The following is a 20,706-nucleotide window of genomic DNA, read 5'->3' on the forward strand; positions in this document are numbered from 1 at the left end:
AGCGCAAGGCCGGTCAGTGGAAGAAGTGCCGCGTACCCGTGAAGTACATCGTCACCCCGGCCGCCTTCGCCGCCTCCACCACCTCCGCGTCGCGGACCGAACCGCCGGGCTGGACCACGGCCTTGACGCCCGCGTCCGCCAGCACCTGGAAACCGTCGGGGAAGGGGAAGAAGGCGTCCGAGGCCGCGTACGACCCGCGGGCCCGCTCCTCACCCGCCCGCTGGACGGCCAGCTTCGCGGAGTCCACGCGGTTGACCTGGCCCATGCCGACGCCGACGGTGGCGCCGTCCTTGGCGAGCAGGATCGCGTTGGACTTCACGGCGCGGCACGCCTTCCACGCGAACGCCAGGTCCGCCAGCTCGTCGGCGGACAGCGCCTCGCCCGAGGCGAGCGTCCACCGGTCCGGGGCGTCGCCCTCGGCCTGGAGCCGGTCCTTGGCCTGGAGGAGCACGCCGCCCTCGATCGACCGCGACTCGCCGCCGGCCTCGGGGGCGTCGGCGCAGCGCAGCACGCGGATGTTCTTCTTGCGCGCCAGGGCCTCGACCGCACCGTCCTCATAGGCCGGGGCGACGATGACCTCGGTGAAGATCTCGGCGACCTGCTCCGCCATCGCCACCGACACCGGGCGGTTGACGGCGATCACGCCGCCGAAGGCCGACAGCGAGTCGCAGGCGTGCGCCTTGCGGTGCGCCTCGGCGACGTCCGTACCGACCGCGATGCCGCAGGGGTTGGCGTGCTTGATGATCGCGACGCAGGGCTCGTCGTGGTCGTACGCGGCGCGGCGGGCGGCCTCGGTGTCGACGAAGTTGTTGTACGACATCTCCTTGCCGTGCAACTGCTCGGCGTGGGCGAGGCCCTTGCCCGTGCCGTCGGTGTAAAGGGCGGCGGGCTGGTGCGGGTTCTCGCCGTAGCGCAGGGCCTGCTGACGGGCGTAGGTGACGCCGATGAAGTCCGGCCAGGGGCCCTCGTCCGCGGCGTAGTCGGCGGCGAACCAGTTGGCCACCGCCACGTCGTAGGCGGCCGTGTGCTGGAACGCCTCGGCGGCGAGCCGCTTGCGCGCCGCCAGGTCGAACCCGCCCTCGGCGACGGCCTTCAGGACGTCGGCGTAGTGGCCGGGGCTGACGACGACGGCCACGGAGGGGTGGTTCTTGGCGGCGGCGCGCACCATGGACGGGCCGCCGATGTCGATCTGCTCCACGCACTCGTCCGGGGACGCGCCGGAGGCGACGGTCTCACGGAACGGGTAGAGGTTGACGACCACCAGCTCGAAGGGGCGCACGCCCAGTTCGTCGAGCTGCGCGCGGTGGGCGTCGAGGCGCTGGTCGGCCAGGATGCCGGCGTGGACGCGCGGGTGCAGCGTCTTGACCCGGCCGTCCAGGCACTCGGGGAAGCCCGTCAGCTCCTCCACCGGGGTGACCGGCACCCCGGCGGCGGCGATCCGGCCGGCCGTCGAACCGGTCGAGACGAGCTCGACGCCGGCCTCGTGCAGCCCTCGGGCGAGCTCCTCGAGACCCGTCTTGTCGTAGACGCTGATCAGCGCCCGGCGGATGGGCCGCTTCGTACCTTCGGCGGTCACGAGATCCGTACCTTTCGTCCCTCAATGCGGTAGCCGTGCCGGGCCAGACGCCCCACGACCTCGACGAGCAGCTGTCGCTCGACTTCCTTGATCCGCTCGTGCAGAGCGGCTTCGTCGTCCTCCTCCCGGACCTCGACCACGCCCTGGGCGATGATCGGTCCGGTGTCGACGCCGTCGTCGACGAAGTGGACGGTGCACCCGGTGACCTTCACCCCGTACGCGAGCGCGTCGCGCACGCCGTGGGCGCCGGGAAAGCTGGGCAGCAGGGCGGGGTGCGTGTTGACCGTCCGCCCGCCGAAGCGCGCGAGGAACTCCTTCCCCAGGATCTTCATGAAACCCGCCGAGACCACCAGGTCCGGGGCGTGCGCGGCGGTCGCCTCGGCCAGGGCGCGGTCCCAGTCGGCGCGGGAGGCGTGGTCCTTCACCCGCTCGACGAAGACCGGGATCCCGGCGCGCTCGGCGCGTTCGAGACCCGCGACGCCGTCCCGGTCGGCGCCGACGGCCACGATCCGGGCGCCGTAGCCCTCGGGGTCGGCGGCGATCGCGTCCAGCAGCGCCTGGAGGTTCGTACCGGAACCGGAAACGAGGACGACGAGACGGGCCGGCCGGGCCGGTTCGTCGGGACGGTCGGAGGGGGCGGGGTGAGCCTGGGGGGCCGGGGACGCCACGGCGGGCCCTTTCTCGCGCGCGGTGCGGTTTGTATGGTCGTACGAGACAGAGGGGTCCCCGAATACGGGGGACCCTACGAAGCCGCCGACCGCCAGCAACGATACCGGCACACCCGACGGCCCCCGCGGGACGGGGGCGCGCGCGGAAGGTAGCGTCTGTGGACGGCGTCCGCCGGCCGCCCGCCGGGCGTCCACCAGGCGTCCGTCAGCCGTCCGTCAGACGCCCGCCAGGCGCCCGGTGGGGCCGACGCGGCACGGAATCGGCTCCGGGAAACCGGGCTCCCGGCCGTACGCTCGAAGTGCAGGACGCGACACACGCGACACAGCAGGACGCGGGACCGCGGGACGCTGCCCAGCAGGAATGCTGATCAGCGGAGCGCGGGCCGCGGAGCGCGACCAGCAGGACGCGACACAGACGACACCAGGGGAAGACACACTCCACATGCCGGACCGACGCCGCCCCGCGGTTCACCGCCCCCTTCCGCTGTCCGCCGCGTCCGCCGGGACGCGGACGCGGCCGTTCGCCGTGGAGGCGGCGGCGTCGAGTGATCGCGTGGCTTCGGTGGCCTCGACGATCTCCCTGGCCTCGACGACCTCCATGGCTTCGACGGTCTCCATGGCTTCCGCTTCCGCTTTCGGTTCCGGTCGCCGCTTCGCGTCGGCCGTCGCGGCCTCCTTCGGCCCCCGGCCGGGTTCGGTGGCCGTCCGCGAACGGCGGTCGCCGGAGCGGCAGGGCCGGGAGGGCTCGGAGCGGGACGGGGACGGCCGGGGCGAGGACGACGGTCGCGGCGGGCACGGCGCGAACGAGGCCGACAACCCCTTCGCCGCACCGCCCGCGGACCGGCCGGACCAGCCGTGGCGGCCGCGCGAGCCGCGGCACGGCGGCGGATCCGACGGTTCCTCCGGTTCCGAGGGCCAGGACGGGTCCGGGCAGCCGCCCGCGTGGGGCAGCCAGTGGAGCAGCCGGCAGCCGGGCCGCCACAGCGGCGGGTTCGGCGGCCCGCAGGGCGGCGGCCAGGACCCCGCCAACGGCGGCACCGGCGGCGGCCCGCGCTGGGACCCCACCGACCCGGCCCAGCGCCGCGCCCGCTACGCCCTCCTCGCCGGGCTCTGGGGCTTCTTCTTCGCGCTCTTCAGCCTCCCCGAGATCGCCCTGCTGCTGGGGGCGCTGTCGGTCTACTGGGCGGTCAGCTCGCTGCGCGCCAAGAACGGCCGGCGGAACGGCGACGGCCCGGCCCCGGCGCCCGCGCCGCAGCCCGGCGGCTTCCGGCCGCAGACGACGGCGGCCGTGAGCGGACTGGTGATGGGCGGACTGGCGCTGGTCATCGTGGTCTCCACGTTCACCTTCCAGCTGATCTACCGGGACTACTACACCTGTGTGGACGACGCGCTGACGCAGACGTCCCGCCAGTCCTGCGAGAACCACCTGCCCAAGCCGCTGCGGCCGCTGCTGAGCGTGGACGACTGACGGAGGCACGGGAGGGGCGTGCGGGACCGCGGTGCCGCGGACCCGCAGCGCCTGCGCGGGGGCGTCACCCCTCGCCCCAGCGCTCGTCGAGCAGCCGTGCCGGGTCGCGGGGCTCGAAGTCCGGCATCAGCCCGCCGCCCGAGTCCTTCATCGCCGCCCAGCGGGCCTGCCGCACATCGGTGTCGTGCCAGTCGGCCCCCTCTGGGCGGCCGGCCGGCGCCGGGCCCGGGACGGGCGGCATCGGTGACTTCCGCGCCTTCCGCGCCCTGCGCGCCGCCTGCTTCGCCTCGCGCCGGGCGGTCCGCGCCGCCTGGCGCCGGGCCGCGCGCTCCGCTCGGGACACCCTGGCGCCGCGGTGCCTGCGCCGCGGGGGTTCCGCCCGCCCGTCGGCCCCCAGGACGATGCCGTGGACGGGGAGGAGGGGCAGGCTCTCGGGGGCGTAGGAAACGGGGTTCACCGGATGCGCGGGGTTCCGGTGGACGGGCTGCTCCGGCCGGGACGGTTGCTGCTGCGGCTGAGGCTGGGGTTGCTGCTGCGGCGGCATGGACGGTCGAGGTCCGTCCGGCTCGTCGCCCCGGCCCGCGTCCGCTCCCCCCGCCGGCTTCCGGCCCGCTCCGGGGCCCGCCGCTCCGGGACCCGCCGCGCCGGCCGGCCCGTCGTCGGCCCCGGCGGCCGACTCGCCGTCGCGCGAGCCGTTCCGCGAACCGTCGCGTGAGCCGTCGCGTGAGCCCTCGCGCGAACCGTTCCGCGAGCCATCGCGTGAGCCGATCCGCGAACCGTCGCGTGAACCGCTCAGCGGACCGTCCCACGAGCCGTCCGGCGCTCCCGGCCATGGACCGTCCGCGTCCGCTGAACGGTCCGCTGAACGATCCCCCGCCGGCCGCTGCCCGCGGCCCTTCGTCCGCCGCTGTTCGGGCGCCACCGGGGCCGCCTGACCGGCGTCCGGGCCGTCGCCGCCCACGGCGAAGCCCAGCCAGCGGGCGAGCCCCCGCCACCAGGCGCGCGGGCCCCAGGGCCGTACGCGTCGCGGAGCGGACGGGCCCGCAGCCGACGTCGCGTCCGCCCCGTCCGGCGCACTCTTCTCGTCCGTCACCATCGCCGCGCCCTTTCCAGCGGCCGTTCCCCCACTCACCGCACCACCCGTCGCACTACTCACCGCACCATCCGTGGAAGCCGCCGTGGCGGCCCGCAGTCCGAGGGCCTTCCGCGCCTTGCGCCCCCAGCCGCGCGGCCGGGACCCGTCGGGTGCCGTCACGGCCCGTTCCTCCCTGCGGATCCGGCGGACGACCAGCGCCCCCGGAACGCCGATGACCAGCGTCCAGGCCAGGCAGGCCAGCCCGGTGAGGCGCCACGAGGGGCCGAAGCGGGACAGGGCGGCGACGCCGAGCGGTCCGCCGGCGGCGTAGGCGAGCAGGGCGGCGACGGCCGCGCAGAGGAGCGCGGCGAGGAAGGCGACGGCGGCCGTCTCGCGCCGCCCCACGGCCGCCGGGCGGCGCGGCACGGCCGCGGCCGCCACCGCGATGCCGACGGCCGTCACCAGGGCGGCGGCACCGGCCAGGCCCACCGGCTCGGCCTCGCCGGGCGCGGGCAGCGCGGCGAGCAGCGGGAAGGGCGGGAGCGGAGACCGGTCGGGTGAACCGAGGACGGGCAGTGCCAGCGGGGCGACGAGCCCGTCGACGCCGGCCGCGAACCCGGGCCCCAGGCCGTAGGCGGCCGTCCAGACCACCGCGTTGGGCAGCAGTGCCACGCTCAGCAACGCCACCCCCAACTGCCCCGGCCAGCCCACCGTGAGGTGCTCCACCGCGTCCCGTACGGCACCGGCGTGCACGGCCAGCGACGCCGCCAGCAGCAGCGCCGCGCCACCGAACAGCGTCGCCGTACCGGCCGCGGCGGCCCGGGCGACCGCCACGACGTGCGGCGCCGTGAACCAGCGGCGTACGAACCCCGGGACCACCCGGCACACCCGGCGCACCCGGGCCGAGGGCGTCCAGGGCGGGCAGCCCACCGCCATCCACACCCCGGCCGCGGCCGGGACCGCGGCGACGAGGGGGACGTGGATCAGCGCGCTCAGGGGGTCGACGCGGATCGGGCCGGACGAGGCGTAGAGCACGGCGGCGGCGCTCACCAGCAGGTATCCACCGAGGAGCGCGGTGAACGCGGTGCGCGGCGGCAGCGGCGGAACCGGGAGTTGCGCGGGGAGCAGGGGCACCTCCCAGGGCGCCGGCAGCGTACCGGGTGGCACGGACGCGGCGGTGGGGAAACCGTCCCCCCCGCGCGTCGCCTGGGCCACCCGGGCCACCTAGGTCACCTGGGCCACCCGATTCATCCGCCTCATCCGCCTCGATCGCCTCGTCCGCTTCGTCCGCGTGCTCCGCGTCGTCCGGCGGCATGGGCGCCTGGCGCGCCGCCCGGTGGATGAGCAGGCAGGGCACGACGGAGAACAGCAGCGGGGTCAGCCCGACCGGTGCGGGGCTGCCCGAGAGGGTCTCGGTGCGGACGAGGTCGGCGCCGTGGGCGAGCAGCCAGAGGCCGGTGGCGATGTGCAGCGCTCCGGCGGGCCCGCTGTCCGGGTAGGGCGACACGATCCACAGCACCAGGACGAGCGTGGCGAACGCCCCGAGTCCCAGTCCGGCGGCGACCGCCCCGCCCAGGAAGGCCCTGCCCGCCCCCGGCTTGTGACGCGCCGCGGATCGGGGGTGCGACGGCAGTGGCGGACCGCTGTGGGCATATGGGGTCACAAGGGCCATGCTGCCAACAACGCGCCTTTCGGGCGGGTAGCGACAAATGACCGTCGTGTCGTGTTCAGGGCGGCGCGGTCCGGAGGGCGGCCGGTCCCCTTGCGCCGGGGGCCGTCGGCCCTTGCGCCGGGGCCACCCGCAGGGAACGCGCGTGGGCCCGTACCTCCGCAGAGGTACGGGCCCACGCGTACTCCGGCCCATGAGGGGCCGGATCAGACCGGACGGCCGGTCAGGCCGCCAATCTGGGAGTGACCAGGCGAGTGATCAGGCGCTCAGCGCGGCGCGCGCCAGGCGGGCGGTCTCGGACGGGGTCTTGCCGACCTTCACGCCCGCGGCCTCCAGGGCCTCCTTCTTGGCCTGCGCGGTGCCGGACGAACCGGACACGATCGCACCGGCGTGGCCCATCGTCTTGCCCTCGGGCGCGGTGAAACCGGCCACGTAGCCGACGACCGGCTTGGTGACGTGCTCCTTGATGAAGTCCGCCGCACGCTCCTCGGCGTCGCCGCCGATCTCGCCGATCATGACGATCAGGTCGGTGTCGGGGTCGGCCTCGAACGCCTTGAGGGCGTCGATGTGCGTGGTGCCGATGATCGGGTCGCCGCCGATACCGACGCAGGACGAGAAGCCCAGGTCACGCAGCTCGTACATCATCTGGTAGGTCAGCGTGCCGGACTTGGACACGAGACCGATGCGGCCGGGCTTGGTGATGTCGGCCGGGATGATGCCCGCGTTGGACTGGCCGGGGCTGATGAGGCCGGGGCAGTTGGGGCCGATGATGCGGGTCTTGTTGCCCTTGGCCTGGGCGAGCGCCCAGAACGAGGCGGTGTCGTGCACCGCGACGCCCTCGGTGATCACGACGGCCAGCTCGATCTCGGCCTCGATGGCCTCGACGACCGCGTCCTTGGTGAACTTCTCCGGGACGAAGATGACGGTGACGTCGGCACCCGTCTTCTCCATCGCGTCCTTGACGGAGCCGAAGACCGGGACCTCGGTGCCGTCGAAGTCGACGGTGGTGCCGGCCTTGCGCGGGTTCACGCCGCCGACGATGTTGGTGCCGGAAGCCAGCATGCGCTTGGTGTGCTTCTGGCCCTCGGAGCCGGTCATGCCCTGGACGATGACCTTGCTGTCCTTGGTGAGGAAGATAGCCATGGTGTTCTAGTGACCTCGTCCCTTACTTCGCAGCCAGCTCGGCGGCGCGCTCGGCGGCGCCGTCCATGGTGTCCACCTGCTGCACCAGCGGGTGGTCGGCGTCGTTCAGGATCTTGCGACCCAGCTCCGCGTTGTTGCCGTCGAGGCGCACGACCAGCGGCTTCTCGACCTTCTCGCCCTTGTCCTCAAGGAGCTTCAGGGCCTGGACGATGCCGTTGGCGACCGCGTCACAGGCGGTGATGCCACCGAAGACGTTGACGAAGACGGACTTGACGTCCGGGTCGCCGAGGATGATCTCGAGACCGTTGGCCATCACCTCAGCGGAGGCGCCGCCACCGATGTCGAGGAAGTTGGCGGGCTTGACGCCACCGTGGTTCTCACCGGCGTAGGCGACGACGTCCAGCGTGCTCATGACGAGACCCGCGCCGTTGCCGATGATGCCGACCTGGCCGTCGAGCTTGACGTAGTTGAGGCCCTTGGCCTTGGCCGCGGCCTCCAGCGGGTCGGCGGCGGCCTTGTCCTCCAGCGCCTCGTGCTCCGGCTGGCGGAACGCGGCGTTGGCGTCCAGGGACACCTTGCCGTCGAGCGCGATGACGCGGCCGTCGGCGACCTTCGCGAGCGGGTTGACCTCGACGAGGAGGGCGTCCTCGGCGATGAAGGTCTTCCACAGGGTCACGAGGACGTCGGCGACCTGGTCGGCGACCTCGGCCGGGAACTTCGCCTGGGCGACGATCTCGCGGGCCTTCTCGATGGTGACACCCTCGTTGGCGTCGACCGGCACCTTGGCGAGCTTCTCGGGGGTCGTCGCGGCGACCTCCTCGATGTCCATGCCGCCGGCGACGGACGCCATGGCGAGGAAGGTGCGGTTGGTGCGGTCGAGGAGGTACGAGACGTAGTACTCCTCGGCGATCTCCGGAGCCGTCTCGGCGATCATCACCTTGTGGACCGTGTGGCCCTTGATGTCCATGCCGAGGATGTCCGTCGCGCGGGCGACGGCCTCGTCCGGGGTGGCGGCCAGCTTCACGCCGCCGGCCTTGCCGCGGCCACCGACCTTCACCTGCGCCTTGACGACCGACTTGCCGCCAAGGCGCTCAGTCGCCGCGCGCGCCGCGTCAGGCGTGTCGATGACTTCACCGGCCAGCACCGGTACACCGTGCTTGGCGAAGAGGTCCCTCGCCTGGTACTCGAACAGGTCCACGCGCGTCCGTCCCTTTTCCATGGATATCGCGGTTCGTTGTCTGCGCGGGCGTGCCGCGGTGGCAGCGTGAGGACGCGATCTATGACGAGGGCGGCACACGTGCGCCGAATACGCGGCATGTCCGTCTCGCAGGTTATCCCCGAGGGCCGGAGGTCCCTAAATCGCAGATCACACTCCGGCCGTGATTACGCTCACAGATCGCGCACAAACCCCGCACGCATCGCGACAGAGCGTACGCCGCCCGGCCCCGGCCCGCGGGTACGCGCCGGCGTCCCGCCGGGGCGTCCCCCACCTCCCGGTCCGCACGCCGCCCTGCCGTCGCCTCCGGTGCGCTCCCTCCCGTCCTCCCTTCTCCGCCCTCGCCGTCATCTCCCTTTCCGCCCGGCGGGTTTCCCCGTCTCCGTCACGTCCCGCCCCCGGGGTCGGGTACGGGCAGCGGCCGCTGCTCCAGGGCGGCCGCCATCACCTCCGGGAAGTGGTCGGGGGTGCAGGCGAAGGCCGGTGTGCCGAGCGCGGCGAGGGCCGCCGCGTTCTCCCGGTCGTACGCCGGGGCGCCCTCGTCGGAGAGGGCCAGCAGGGTGACGAACCGCACTCCGGACGCCCGCATGGCCGCGACCCGTCCGAGCATCCCCTCCCGTACGCCGCCCTCGTACAGATCGCTGATCAGGACGACGACGGTGTCCGCCGGGCGGGTGATCCTCGACTGGCAGTAGGCCAGCGCCCGGTTGATGTCGGTGCCCCCGCCGAGGCGCACGCCGAAGAGCACGTCCACCGGGTCGGCCAGCTGGTCGGTGAGGTCCACGACGGAGGTGTCGAAGGCGATCAGCCGGGTGTCGAGGGCGCGTATCGAGGCCAGGACGGCGCCGAAGACGGAGGCGTGGACGACGGACGCCGCCATCGATCCGGACTGGTCGACGCAGAGGATCACCTCCTTCCGCACCGAGCGCGCCGCCCGGGCGTAGCCGACGAGCCGTTCGGGCACGACCGTGCGGTGCTCGGGCAGGTAGTTCTTGAGGTTGGCCCGGACGGTGCGGTTCCAGTCGATGTCCCGGTGGCGGGGCCGGGCGGCCCTGGCCGACCGGTCGAGCGCTCCGGTGAGCGTGGTCCGGGTACGGGACGCCAGGCGCCGCTCCAGATCCCCGACCACCTTGCGGACGACCTCGCGGGCGGTGGCCTTCGTCTCCTCCGGCATCGCCTTGCCGAGCGACAGCAGGGTGCCGACCAGGTGGACGTCCGGTTCGACCGCTTCCAGGAGCTCGGGTTCGAGGAGGAGGGCGGTCAGGCCGAGCCGGTCCAGGGCGTCCCGCTGCATCACCTGAACGACGGACGCCGGAAAGTACGACCGGATGTCCCCCAGCCAGCGGGCGACCCGCGGGGCGGAGGCTCCGAGACCACCGCTCCGCCGGCCGTCGCCGGCGCCCGCACCCGCGCCGGACGGGCGGGGCCCTGCCCCGTAGAGCGCCTCCAGTGTCCGGTCCACGGCGGCGTCCCGGCCCGCGAGCTCGCGGCCGGTGCCGTCCCCGCCCGCCTCCCCGCCGAGCACGAGCCGCCAGCGGCGCAGCCGTTCGTCGGCAGGGTCGGGGGTTTCGGAGGACGGCGGATCCGTGGGGCGAGGGAGCGGTGCGGGAGTGGTCGTCGAGGTCATCGCGCCCCTCCCCCGGTGGATGCCGTCCGGGTGCTCGCTCCTGCTTCCACCATCTCCCCTTCGCCAGGCGGGTGTTGTATGCCGTGCTCCTCGTCGTCCAGGCCCAGGAGCAGCCGCATCGTGGGCAGTACGGCCGCCGCGCGCTCCGGGTCCCAGGCCGGTGCGGCGCGTCCGCGTGCCGGGCCGGTGGCCGGGCCGTTTCTGACGCGTTCGCCGATCGCGCGGCGGAGGGCCGGCTCGTGCTCCGAGAAGGTGCGGCGGAGCAGGGGCAGGACGTCGGTGAACGCGCCGGCGGGGATGCCGGTGAGCCAGGTGTCGATCAGGCCGAGCAGCCGCTCGTCGTGAAGGAGCAGCAGCCCGCCGCCGGGCTCGGTGCCGCCGGTGAACCCCTCGATCCAGGCCGCCGCGTCGGCGGGAGCCACGGCGGGTGAGAGGGCGCGGCCCAGGAGCCGGGCGGTCCGGTCGGCGGTCAGCGTGCCCTCGTCGAGCAGGAGACGGGCCGCCCGGCCGCGCACTTCTCCGGGGAGGTGTTCGCGTTCGGCGAGGACGGTGAGCGTCGCCGTCCAGCGGTCGCCGACGCCGGGGCGTTCCAGGAGGGCCACCGCCCGGTGGACGGCGTCGACATGGCCCCTCATCGCCCGCGCGGCGTCGTGGTCGAGCCCGGCGCAGGCGGCGGGGAGACCGACGGAGATCCGGTCGGCGAGGCCGGCCGCCACGTCGTCGAGGGCCGCGGTGTCCGTGCGGCGCACATCCCCGTAGCGCACCGAGCGGACCAGGGCGGGCAGGGCCTCGGCGAGGTGGCCGACGTCCGTGTCGAGGGCGGCGCGGTCGGCGAGGGCGCCCAGGACGGCGGGGAGGGCGGCGGGCAGCGCGGCGAGCAGGCACCGTTCCGCCAGGGTGGTGAGGTCGGCGAGGCCGTCCGCCTCGTGTGCGGCGGCTTCCACGCGGGCGGTCGCGGCGGCTTCGACGGTGGTGCCCCAGACGCCCGCTTCGGCGAGCCGGACGGCCAGTTCCGGCTGCCAGGACAGGCGCCATGTCTCGCGGAAGGTGCCACGGCCGGCGCGCGAGGCGAGGGGTGTGCCCCAGTCGACGTCGAGGAGCCGGAGGCGGTGCAGCAGCCGGCTCCGCTCGGTGTCGGTGTTCTTGCGGAGGTCCAACTCCTTTTCTTTCACGCCCGCTTCGGGTGTGAGGCGCAGGGTGCGCTGGAGGCGCGTGAGGTCGCGCTGGAGTGGTGTGGCGGGTGCGGTGTCGGGGACCTCGCCGAGGTCGTCGCCGATGACGAGCCGGTCGCGCACCAGGTCGAGCGGCACGTCCGAGCCGTCGCACAGCACGGCGCGCACGGCGTCGATTGTCTCGGTGAGGCCGGGGAGCGGCCGGCCGCGGAGGGCGGCGAGCGTGTCGGCGAGCCGGACGGACTCGATGACGTGCGCGGACGAGACCGGCCGGCCCTCCTCGCGCAACAGCCGGGCGACCGTGGACATCCAGCGTTCGACCGGGCGGTCCGGGGCCGCGTACAGGTGGGCGTACCAGCCGGGCGAGGCGATCCCGGCGCCGTAACCGCTGCTCCGGGCGAGACGGCGGTGGGTCCAGGGCACCCAGGAGATCTCCGTCCTGACCTTCGGCAGCCCCTTGAGCGTCCGCCGGTCGGCGGTGACGGGACGCCGGACCGCCAGGGCGGGCACGTGCCAGGCGCCGCAGACGACGGCGACCTCGTGCCCGAACTCCTTGACCGCGTCGCGGAGCCGCAGCCGCATGTGGGCCTCCCGTACGGCGTCGTCGCGCGGGTTCGGCGGCCCGCCTTCCGCCGACGGCGCTTCACCGCCCGGCGGCGCGTCCTCCGGTGCGGAGCGCAGCGCGGCCATGGCCTCGGCGACGGCCCGGAAGGGTCCGAGGGGATCGTCACCGGGCCCGCCGTCGCCCGGCCGGACGGCGCCGCGGTGCTCGACGGCGTCCTCCCACCAGCGCTCGGGGTCGTCGTGGCCCGCGGCCCCGGCCAGCAGGGCGAGCGGGTCGGGTGGCGGCCCGGCCGCGCCGTCCGGCCCGTCCCGGCCGGCCGTTCCCCGCGCGGCGATGGTGTGGGCGGCGGGCAGGTCGATGAACCGCACCTCGGCGCCGTGGGCGAGGGCCCAGCGGATGGCGGCCCACTCCGGCGAGAAGGCGGCGAACGGCCAGAAGGCGGCCCGGCCGGGATCGTCGGCGGCGTGAGCGAGCAGCGCGACCGGGGGCCGCATGCCCTCGTCCGCCGCACAATGGACGATCCTGTCGGCCTCGGGCGGGCCCTCGACGAGCACCGCGCGGGGCCGCAGCCGCTCCAGCGCGGCGCGCACGGCCCGCGCGGAACCGGGTCCGTGGTGGCGGACGCCCAGCAGGGCGGGCGCGTTCATGACGACACCTCGCGGCAGGCGCGGTAGAAGTCCTGCCAGCCGTCCCGCTCCCGGACGACCGTCTCCAGGTACTCGTGCCAGACCGTGCGGTCCGACGCCGGGTCGCGGACGACCGCCCCGAGGACGCCGGCCGCGACGTCCCCGGCGCGCAGCACACCGTCGCCGAAGTGCGCGGCCAGCGCCAGGCCGCCAGTGACCACGGAGATCGCCTCGGCCGTGGAGAGTGTCCCGGAGGGCGATTTGAGTCTGGTCCGGCCGTCCGCCGTCACCCCGCCGCGCAGTTCGCGGAAGACGGTGACGACCCGGCGGATCTCGTCCGCGCCGCCCGGCGCGGCCGGCAGGTCGAGGGAGCGGCCGATCTGGTCGACGCGCCGCACGACGATGTCGACCTCGTCCTCGTGCGTGGCGGGGAGCGGCAGGACCACGGTGTTGAAGCGGCGGCGCAGGGCGCTGGACAGCTCGTTGACGCCGCGGTCGCGGTCGTTGGCCGTGGCGATGAGGTTGAAGCCGCGCACGGCCTGGACCTCCTCGCCGAGCTCGGGAACGGGCAGGGTCTTCTCGGACAGCACCGTGATCAACGAGTCCTGCACGTCGGCGGGGATGCGGGTCAGTTCCTCGACCCGGGCGGTCATGCCCTGGGCCATGGCCCGCATGACGGGACTGGGCACGAGGGCGTCCCGACTGGGCCCGTGCGCCAGCAGCCGGGCGTAGTCCCAGCCGTAGCGGACGGCCTCCTCGGCCGTGCCGGCCGTGCCCTGGACGAGGAGGGTGGAGTCCCCGCTGACGGCCGCGGCCAGATGTTCGGACACCCAGGTCTTGGCGGTGCCGGGAACGCCGAGGAGCAGCAGCGCCCGGTCCGTGGCCAGGGTGGTCACGGCGACCTCGACAACCCGCCGCGGGCCCACGTACTTCGGGGTGATCACCGTGCCGTCGGGCAGCACTCCGCCGAGCAGGTAGGTGGCGACGGCCCACGGCGACAGCCGCCAGCGCTCGGGCCGGGGCCGGTCGTCCGCCGCCGCCAGGGCCGCCAGCTCGCCGGCGAACGCCGTTTCCGCGTGCGGGCGGATGACTTCGGCGGCGGGCGTCTCGTGGGTGGGAGGTGTCTCGTGGGCGGCAGGTGTCTCGTGGGTGGTGGACGCGTCGGTGGTGACAGGCGCGTCGGTGGGTACGAAGCGGTTTCCGGGCACGGTCACAAGTCCCCCTCGTCGTGCGGTCCGGGAAGTGACTCCACCCTGCACCACACCACTGACAATCGCCCTCGGCCGCAACGAAGCCCCAGGTCAGGGCGATTGTCAGTGGGGGGACCTACCGTCGATGACATGAATCCGCAGGGGGAACACCGGACGGCGGACCAGACGCTCGCGCCGCCACGCGACTCCGCGTCGCGCACGGCGGGCGGCAGGCTCGCGACGCCGGGATCGTGGTCGGGGACGGGAGCGCGCCCGGACGCGGTGTGGGGGGAGTGCGCGGGCGGCGGCGGCCGGACGTACCGGACCGTCGTCGACACCTCGGACGCCAACAGACCGAGCTGCGCGTGCAGTTGTTCAAGCCGCGAGGTGCCGTGCAAGCACGCGGTGGGGTTGCTGCTGCTGTGGGCGGCGGGTCACGAGTCCGTCCGGCCTGCCGAGGAGCCGCCGCCGTGGGCGCACGAGTGGCTGGAGGGGCGTCGGAGACGGCGGGCCTCTCCGTCTGCGGTCCGCCCTCCCGCCGCGTCGGCGCCGTCCGATCGCCGGGCGGCGAACCGGGCGCTCCGAATCGCCGAGGGCGCCGAGGAGTTGGAGCGTCGGCTCGCCGATCTGGTGCACGGCGGCCTCGCCGGTTCCGGCGGCGGCGCACGGGAGGAGTGGGACCGTGCCGCCGCCCGCATGGTCGACGCCCAGGCACCCGGACTCGCCGCGGTCGCCCGCGAGTTGGGCTCACTGCCCGCCGCGGGTCCGGACTGGGCCTCACGGCTGCTGGAGGAGTGCGCGCTCCTGCATACGCTCAACCGCGCGTACGCGCGCGTCGACCGGCTGCCCGCCGGACTGGCCGCGACCGTACGCGCCCGCGTCGGCATCACCGTGGACTCGGCCGCACTGTCGGCCTCCGCGCCACCCGTCCGGGACGAGTGGCTGGTCCTCTCGCAGGACGACACCTCCGACGACAACAGCCTCATCACGCGGCGCATCCGGCTCCAGGGGAGACACACCGGCCGCGCGGCGCTGCTGCTGTCCTACGGAGCGGCCGGCCGGACGCCCGGCCTCTCGCTCCCGGTCGGCTTCTCCCTCGACGCCGACCTGGTCTTCCATCCCGCCGCCGTGCCGCTGCGCGCCGTCCTCGGAACGCGCCACGGCGACCCGGAGCCCGCCGCCGGACCGCCGCCGGGCGTGGGCGTCGAGGCCGCCCTCGCCGCCTACGGGACGGCGCTGCGCGACGACCCGTGGCTCGACGCGTGGCCGGTGGTCCTCGACGGGGTGGTCCCCCTGCCCGATCCCGATATCGGCCGCCGGCTGGCCGACGCGGAGGGGGACGCCGCGCTGGCCGTCGACGCGCGCCGCACCGACGAATCGGGCTGGTGGCGGCTGGTGGCGGTGGCCGCGGGCAGGCCCGTACGGGTCTTCGGCGAGTGCGGGCACCGCGGGTTCGCGCCCCTGGCCGTCTGGGCGCCGGAGTTGATCTCCCTACGGCGCTGACCAAGCGGACCGGTCCGCCTCTCCCGCCCTCTTCCGCCCGCGCCACCTGAGAAAGGTCACCCATGAACGCATCCGGCCCCGAGGCTCCGCCCACGGACGTCCCCTGGGACGATCTCGTCACCGCCGCCCTGATCGGTACGGGCCGCCGCGGCACACCGGCCGGGCCACGCCCCGGGCAGGACCCCGCCCTCGCCCTGCTGGACGCCGCCGCCCTCCACACCGTGCGACGCCGTGCCGCCGCCCTGCCCGTCGCCGCGGGAAAACGTCCCGAGCCCGCGCCTCCCGATCCCCGCCCGCCGCTTCCCGGGGCCGCCCAACGACGGCTGGCGCTGCTCCTCGGCGAGCGCGCCGGCGCCGGGGACCGGCGCCGGACGGCGGCCCCCGACCTCGTCGAACTGCTCCCCCAGTGGCTGACCGCCGCCAACGCGCACGGCTACCGCCCTCCGGACATCCTGCTGCCCGGTCTCCTCGACGCCGCGCGGGCCCGGACCGACCTCCGTCCCGAGGCGCTGGCCTTCGCCGGACCCCGCGGACGGTGGCTGGCCCGCCTCAACCCGCAGTGGGCGTACGTGCTCCGTTCCCATCCGCCGGGTTCGGCGGCGGCCTCCTCCGGCTCACCGGACGCCGTCGGCCTCGTCGGACTGCGCCGCGTGTGGCGGGAGGGCCTGTTCGCCGACCGTCTGGCCGCCCTCACCGCGGTCCGGCGGCGCGACCCGGCGGCCGGGCGCGAGCTGCTGGCCGGCACCTGGACCACCGAACGGGCCGAGGACCGGCAGGCGTTCCTCGGCGCGCTGCGCGACGGGCTCTCCCCGGACGACGAGCCGTTCCTCGAGGCGGCCCTGTCGGACCGGGGCCGCTCCGTCCGGGCCATGGCCGCCGAACTCCTCGGCCGACTGCCCGGTTCCGCCCTGACGGCCCGGATGACCGCCCGGGCCCGCACGTGCGTCGCGCTCGACCAGGGCGTCGTCGTGGTCGAGGCCCCGCACGAGTGCGACGACGGGATGCGGCGGGACGGCATCACGGCCAGACCCCCGTCGGGGCGCGGCGCGCGGTCCTGGTGGCTGAGCGGGATCGTGGAGGCCACACCGCTGTCCGTCTGGCCGGCCCGGCTGGGCGTCCCCGGCGCCGCCGAGGCGGTTGCGCTGCCCGTCGCCGACGGCTGGCGGCCCGACCTGCACGCGGCCTGGTGCCGCGCCGCCGTCCGGCAGCGGGACGCGGCCTGGGCCCGGGCCCTGCTCGGCCCCGCCACGGCGCCCCCGGCCCCCGAGGGATCGCCCGGGCGGGACCCGGCCCGGCTGCTCACCGTCCTCCCCGCGGCCGAACGGGCCGACTGGGTAGCAAGGTTCGTCGCCGCCCACGGACTGTCGGACGCGTTCCGGCTGATCGGAGTCTGCGCGGTGCCCTGGGCCGAACCGCTCGGGCTGGCCGTGGTGGACGCCCTGGAGACCGCCCGGGACGCGGGCGGCTACCCCTGGAGCTTCAGCGGCGTCATGGGCCTGGCCGAGCGCTGCCTCGACCCGGACCAGGCCGACCGGCTGGCCGTGCCGGCCGGTACCGGAGGCGTCCCGCGCGAGGACGCCACCCCGCCCGGGGCGACGGGTTACTGGGCGGAGGCGTTCCAGCGGCTCGCCGGAACGCTCCGGCTGCGCGCCGTCATGCGGGCGGAGCTGGCGGGTGACGCACACCCGGCCGGCTCCGCCGGAGGGAACCACTTGCTCAGGCCCCGGCGGCCTGGCGGACGTTGGCGTTGACCCACTCGACGATCGACGTCGTCGTCGCCCCCGGCGTGAAGATCGCCGCCACTCCCAGCTCCTTGAGCGGCGGGATGTCGGCCTCCGGGATGATGCCGCCGCCGAACACCTTGATGTCCTCGGCGTCGCGCTCCTTCAGCAGCTCGATCACCTTGGCGAACAGGGTGTTGTGCGCGCCGGACAGGATGGACAGGCCGATCGCGTCGGCGTCCTCCTGGATCGCGGTGTCGACGATCTGCTCGGGGGTCTGGTGAAGCCCGGTGTAGATGACCTCCATGCCGGCGTCCCGCAGCGCACGTGCGATGACCTTGGCCCCGCGATCGTGTCCGTCGAGCCCCGGCTTGGCCACCACCACACGGATCGGACCGGTCACTCCCATCACTGCCTCCATGTACGACTGCCGTCAGCCGGCCGCGAGGATCCCGTGCCGAACGGGCCCGGGTGTGAACGAACGTTATCCACAGCATCCCGCAAGCGGTCGTTTCGCGGTGCGGAGGGAGGGGGAAATCACACGTGGGACATCACGTTCGCCGCGACCCGCGCCCCTCTCCCGCCCGCCACGTGCCGTACAGCCGCCCGGCCGTGGCGCCAAGGAGCCCGGCGCGGGCCGCGAAGGGGAGCCTCGACGAGGTCTGCCGTGCCGCCGCCGACAGCCGCTCGGCGGCGGCGTCCCGGCAGCCGGCGCACAGCTGCCCATGAGGGCACACGGGGGACAGGGCTTCGGCCTGTGTGCCGTTCGGAGGTCGACCATGGGGGCCTTGCCCGCCTTATCCCTTGTCTCCGGAGCTCTGGTCTCCGGGGCTTCGCCATCCACCGGTTCCGGCGCCCCGCGGCCGTCGGCCGCGCTGGTCCGGTCCACGGCGCTGGAGCTGGTCATCCTGGCCTGCCACACGCTGCTGTACCCGACGGGCGTCACCCAGGAGCGTCATCCACCGCCCCTCGCCACGCCACTGGCACCCATGGAGAAGGACATCACGAACGACCGCGTTCCCGTGCTCCTCCTCCATGGATTCGCCGACAACCGTTCGGTGTTCGTCCTGCTGCGCCGTTCGCTGCTCCGGCACGGCTGGGGGCACGTGGCCTCGCTCAACCACTCGCTCCTCACCCGCGACATCCGCACCGCCGCCACGGCGCTGAGCCGGTACGTCGAGGAGTTTCGGGCCCGGACGGGCGCCGAGCGGATCGATGTCGTCGGGCACAGTCTGGGCGGCTTGGTGGCCCGTTACTACGTCCAGCGGCTGGGGGGTGACGCCCTGGTCCGCCGGCTGGTCACGCTCGGGACGCCGCACGGCGGCACGCGGGTGGCCCCGCCGATGTCGGTGCACCCGCTGGTACGGCAGATGCGCCCGGGTTCCGGAGTCATCAGGGAGCTGGCCGCGCCGGCCCCCGGCTGCCGGACGCGCTTCGTCGGTTTCTGGAGCGATCTGGACCAGGTGATGGTCCCCGTGGAGACGGCCCGTCTCGACCATCCGGACCTGATGGTGCGGAACATCCGCGTCAGCGGCGTCGGCCACCTCGCCCTCCCCGTCCACCCGGCCGTGGTGGCGGGCATCCGGCAGGCGCTGGCGTCGCGGGACGGGAGCGAGGACGACGCCGGGCGGGTATCCGTGGCATGACTCCGGCGTCGCGTCCACGGGAACTTCGGCGCCCCTTCGTGTGACGCGCGGAAACCATAGGGCAACCTTTGATCGCACCCCACTTGCCCGATTAATGTCGAACGATTTTCGAACGTCAAAGCGACTCAGGCGTGCCCCGTCCGCCAAAAGGCGGCTAAATGCCCAGGCTCCCGGCCCACGAAACGTGAGGAAGATTGTGGCCGTCGCATACCGCCGGGTACAGTCGCCGCTACTTCTCCTGCTCCCGAGGCGAAATGGAAGTGGTGGTGAACGACCGTCACCCATCGGCGGCCCCGGATCCGTCCGTTCCCGCTCCCGATGCAGCATTCGGACACCACCCGTCCCCCCAGCAGCCCACCGCCTACGGCTGGACCGGTCACGACACCGGCCAGTGGGACACGACCCATCAGTGGGACGCCTCCGGTCACACCCAGACCTGGGACTTCAGCGCCTGTGACACCGGCGGGCAGACCGGCTGGGGACAGGCCCAGGGCGGCTCCTGGGCGACCGGCTCCGGCAGCGGGCCCGCCGGGCAGTGGCAGTGGGAGACGTCGAGTTCGACCGGGTGGGGAAACCTTCCTGATGGTGGCTGGGGTGACGCCTCGGGCCAGTGGGACACCGGACACTCCGCCCAGTGGGACACTTCGGGCCAGTGGGACACCAGTGGTTACGGCTCCCTGCCGCAGGCCCCACAGCAGCCCGTCGACCACGCCATGACCCAGACCTGGGACGCCTCGGCCTGGGCCCAGCCCGCCGACCCCTGGGCCGGCAACCACGCGGCGGAGACGCAGACCTGGGACGCCAGCGCCTGGGCGGAGACCGCGCAGCCCGCGCCGCCGCACGACCCGACGCTGATGGCCGTCATCCCCGGCCTCGGCGCGGAGCACGTACCGCCCGGCCCGGCACCGGTGACCGACGCCGACACGCGGACCATGCACGCCGTCTTCGCCCCGGCCACGGACGGTTTCGCCCCGGACGACCCGGCGGCGAGCGACCTCATGGCCGACGGGTCCGTCCCGGACGACCAGCCCGCCGGTGACGACGACCGGCACGGCGCCGAGGCGACCGCCGGCGACCGCCCGGTGCGCAACCGGCGCAAGGGCGGCGCCCCCCGCTCCGGTTACCGGCCCCGCCGCAAGGCCCTCCTCACGGTGGCCGTGCCCTCGGTCGCCGTGATGGGCGTGGCCGGTGTGGCCGCCGCGACCGTCGCGTCCAGCGGGGGCCACGAGGCGCAGCAGACCCAGGCCGCGTCCGCCCCCGACGCGTCCACCGCCAAACTCTCCGCCGCCAACAACAAGCTGGACACCCAGCTCGCCGGACTGAGCCGGGGGGCGGACGACTTCGCCACCCGCGCCAACCGGACGCAGGAACGCATCGACCTGCGGCTGCGCCAGGAGGAAGAACGCAAGCGGAAGGCCGAGGAGGCCGCCCGCAAGGAGGCCGAACGGCCCAAGTTCGCGCTGCCCGTCGCCCAGCACGGGCTCAGCGCGTACTACGGACAGGCGGGCGTCAACTGGATGTCCGTACACACCGGCATCGACTTCCCCGTCAGTTACGGCACCCCCGTGATGGCGGCTACCGACGGCACCGTCCGCACCCAGTACAACGTCGCCTACGGCAACATGGCCATAGTGACCTCCCCGGACGGGACCGAGACCTGGTACTGCCACCTCAGCAGCACCCGGGTGCGGTCCGGGCAGGTCAAGGCCGGTGACGTGATCGCCTACTCCGGCAACTCGGGCAACTCCACCGGACCGCACCTGCACTTCGAGGTACGGCCCGGCGGCTCGGCCGTCGACCCGCTGCCGTGGCTGCGCGCCCACGACCTCGACCCGACCTGA

General features: G+C 74.5%; 15 protein-coding genes and 1 pseudogene. 5 read left to right on the top strand and 11 right to left on the bottom strand.

What is annotated here, in order from left to right; genetic code table 11:
* Positions 1-13 precede the first annotated feature (13 nt).
* The 3 genes from purH to K7I03_RS12630 form a co-directional block, all read right to left on the bottom strand.
* Positions 14-1,576 (bottom strand): bifunctional phosphoribosylaminoimidazolecarboxamide formyltransferase/IMP cyclohydrolase, encoded by a 1,563-nt coding sequence (gene purH / locus K7I03_RS12620; protein WP_185941391.1) that lies wholly within the window; start codon positions 1,574-1,576, stop codon positions 14-16.
* Complete coding sequence (purN, locus tag K7I03_RS12625) at positions 1,573-2,244, bottom strand: phosphoribosylglycinamide formyltransferase (protein WP_185941392.1); 672 nt, start codon at positions 2,242-2,244, stop codon at positions 1,573-1,575. Before purN ends, purH begins: the two co-directional genes overlap by 4 nt.
* Before the next feature lie 468 nt (positions 2,245-2,712).
* Positions 2,713-2,862, bottom strand: coding sequence for a hypothetical protein (locus K7I03_RS12630; RefSeq protein ID WP_185941393.1), 150 nt, complete (start codon positions 2,860-2,862; stop codon positions 2,713-2,715).
* Here K7I03_RS12630 and K7I03_RS12635 point away from each other — a divergent pair.
* Positions 2,861-3,712 (top strand): hypothetical protein, encoded by an 852-nt coding sequence (locus tag K7I03_RS12635; protein WP_185941394.1) that lies wholly within the window; start codon positions 2,861-2,863, stop codon positions 3,710-3,712. The genes K7I03_RS12630 and K7I03_RS12635 overlap by 2 nt on opposite strands.
* 64 nt (positions 3,713-3,776) lie before the next feature.
* On the opposite strand, the gene K7I03_RS12640 is transcribed toward K7I03_RS12635, so the two are convergent.
* The 7 genes and pseudogenes from K7I03_RS12640 to K7I03_RS12670 all read right to left on the bottom strand — a co-directional run bounded on the left by K7I03_RS12640 (position 3,777) and on the right by K7I03_RS12670 (position 14,019).
* Positions 3,777-5,954: a cell division protein PerM gene (locus K7I03_RS12640; protein WP_224347018.1), complete on the bottom strand. Its 2,178-nt coding sequence runs from the start codon at positions 5,952-5,954 to the stop codon at positions 3,777-3,779.
* A gap of 150 nt (positions 5,955-6,104) precedes the next feature.
* A pseudogene (locus K7I03_RS12645) lies at positions 6,105-6,459 on the bottom strand (cell division protein PerM); the annotation flags it as partial.
* A gap of 255 nt (positions 6,460-6,714) precedes the next feature.
* Positions 6,715-7,599, bottom strand: coding sequence for a succinate--CoA ligase subunit alpha (sucD, locus tag K7I03_RS12650; protein ID WP_152262140.1), 885 nt, complete (start codon positions 7,597-7,599; stop codon positions 6,715-6,717).
* A gap of 22 nt (positions 7,600-7,621) precedes the next feature.
* On the bottom strand, positions 7,622-8,797 hold the full coding sequence (gene sucC / locus K7I03_RS12655; RefSeq protein WP_185941395.1) for an ADP-forming succinate--CoA ligase subunit beta: 1,176 nt from the start codon (positions 8,795-8,797) through the stop codon (positions 7,622-7,624).
* 403 nt (positions 8,798-9,200) lie between these two features.
* Positions 9,201-10,442: a VWA domain-containing protein gene (locus tag K7I03_RS12660; RefSeq protein ID WP_185941396.1), complete on the bottom strand. Its 1,242-nt coding sequence runs from the start codon at positions 10,440-10,442 to the stop codon at positions 9,201-9,203.
* Complete coding sequence (locus tag K7I03_RS12665) at positions 10,439-12,826, bottom strand: DUF5682 family protein (protein ID WP_224347019.1); 2,388 nt, start codon at positions 12,824-12,826, stop codon at positions 10,439-10,441. Before K7I03_RS12665 ends, K7I03_RS12660 begins: the two co-directional genes overlap by 4 nt.
* The gene (locus K7I03_RS12670; protein WP_185941397.1) at positions 12,823-14,019 is read right to left on the bottom strand and encodes an ATP-binding protein; all 1,197 of its coding nucleotides are present in this window, start codon (positions 14,017-14,019) and stop codon (positions 12,823-12,825) included. The genes K7I03_RS12665 and K7I03_RS12670 overlap by 4 nt, the downstream gene beginning before the upstream one ends.
* A gap of 126 nt (positions 14,020-14,145) precedes the next feature.
* Here K7I03_RS12670 and K7I03_RS12675 point away from each other — a divergent pair, with 126 nt between their 5' ends.
* Both K7I03_RS12675 and K7I03_RS12680 read left to right on the top strand, forming a co-directional pair.
* The gene (locus K7I03_RS12675) at positions 14,146-15,498 is read left to right on the top strand and encodes an SWIM zinc finger family protein (protein ID WP_185941398.1); all 1,353 of its coding nucleotides are present in this window, start codon (positions 14,146-14,148) and stop codon (positions 15,496-15,498) included.
* A 62-nt stretch (positions 15,499-15,560) separates the two neighbouring features.
* Positions 15,561-17,249, top strand: coding sequence for a DUF5691 domain-containing protein (locus K7I03_RS12680; protein ID WP_224347020.1), 1,689 nt, complete (start codon positions 15,561-15,563; stop codon positions 17,247-17,249).
* On the opposite strand, the gene K7I03_RS12685 is transcribed toward K7I03_RS12680, so the two are convergent.
* Entirely contained in the window at positions 17,215-17,628 is a 414-nt protein-coding gene (locus K7I03_RS12685; protein WP_185941399.1) for a cobalamin B12-binding domain-containing protein, read from the bottom strand. The two genes, K7I03_RS12680 and K7I03_RS12685, sit on opposite strands and share 35 nt — an antisense overlap.
* 370 nt (positions 17,629-17,998) lie before the next feature.
* On the opposite strand from K7I03_RS12685, the gene K7I03_RS12690 reads away from it, so the two are divergent.
* Positions 17,999-18,865, top strand: coding sequence for an esterase/lipase family protein (locus tag K7I03_RS12690; RefSeq protein ID WP_185941400.1), 867 nt, complete (start codon positions 17,999-18,001; stop codon positions 18,863-18,865).
* Positions 18,866-19,131: 266 nt separating this feature from the next.
* Positions 19,132-20,706, top strand: a complete 1,575-nt coding sequence (locus K7I03_RS12695; protein WP_185941401.1) for a M23 family metallopeptidase — start codon at positions 19,132-19,134, stop codon at positions 20,704-20,706.

Source organism: Streptomyces mobaraensis, assembly GCF_020099395.1.
Lineage (GTDB): Bacteria > Actinomycetota > Actinomycetes > Streptomycetales > Streptomycetaceae > Streptomyces.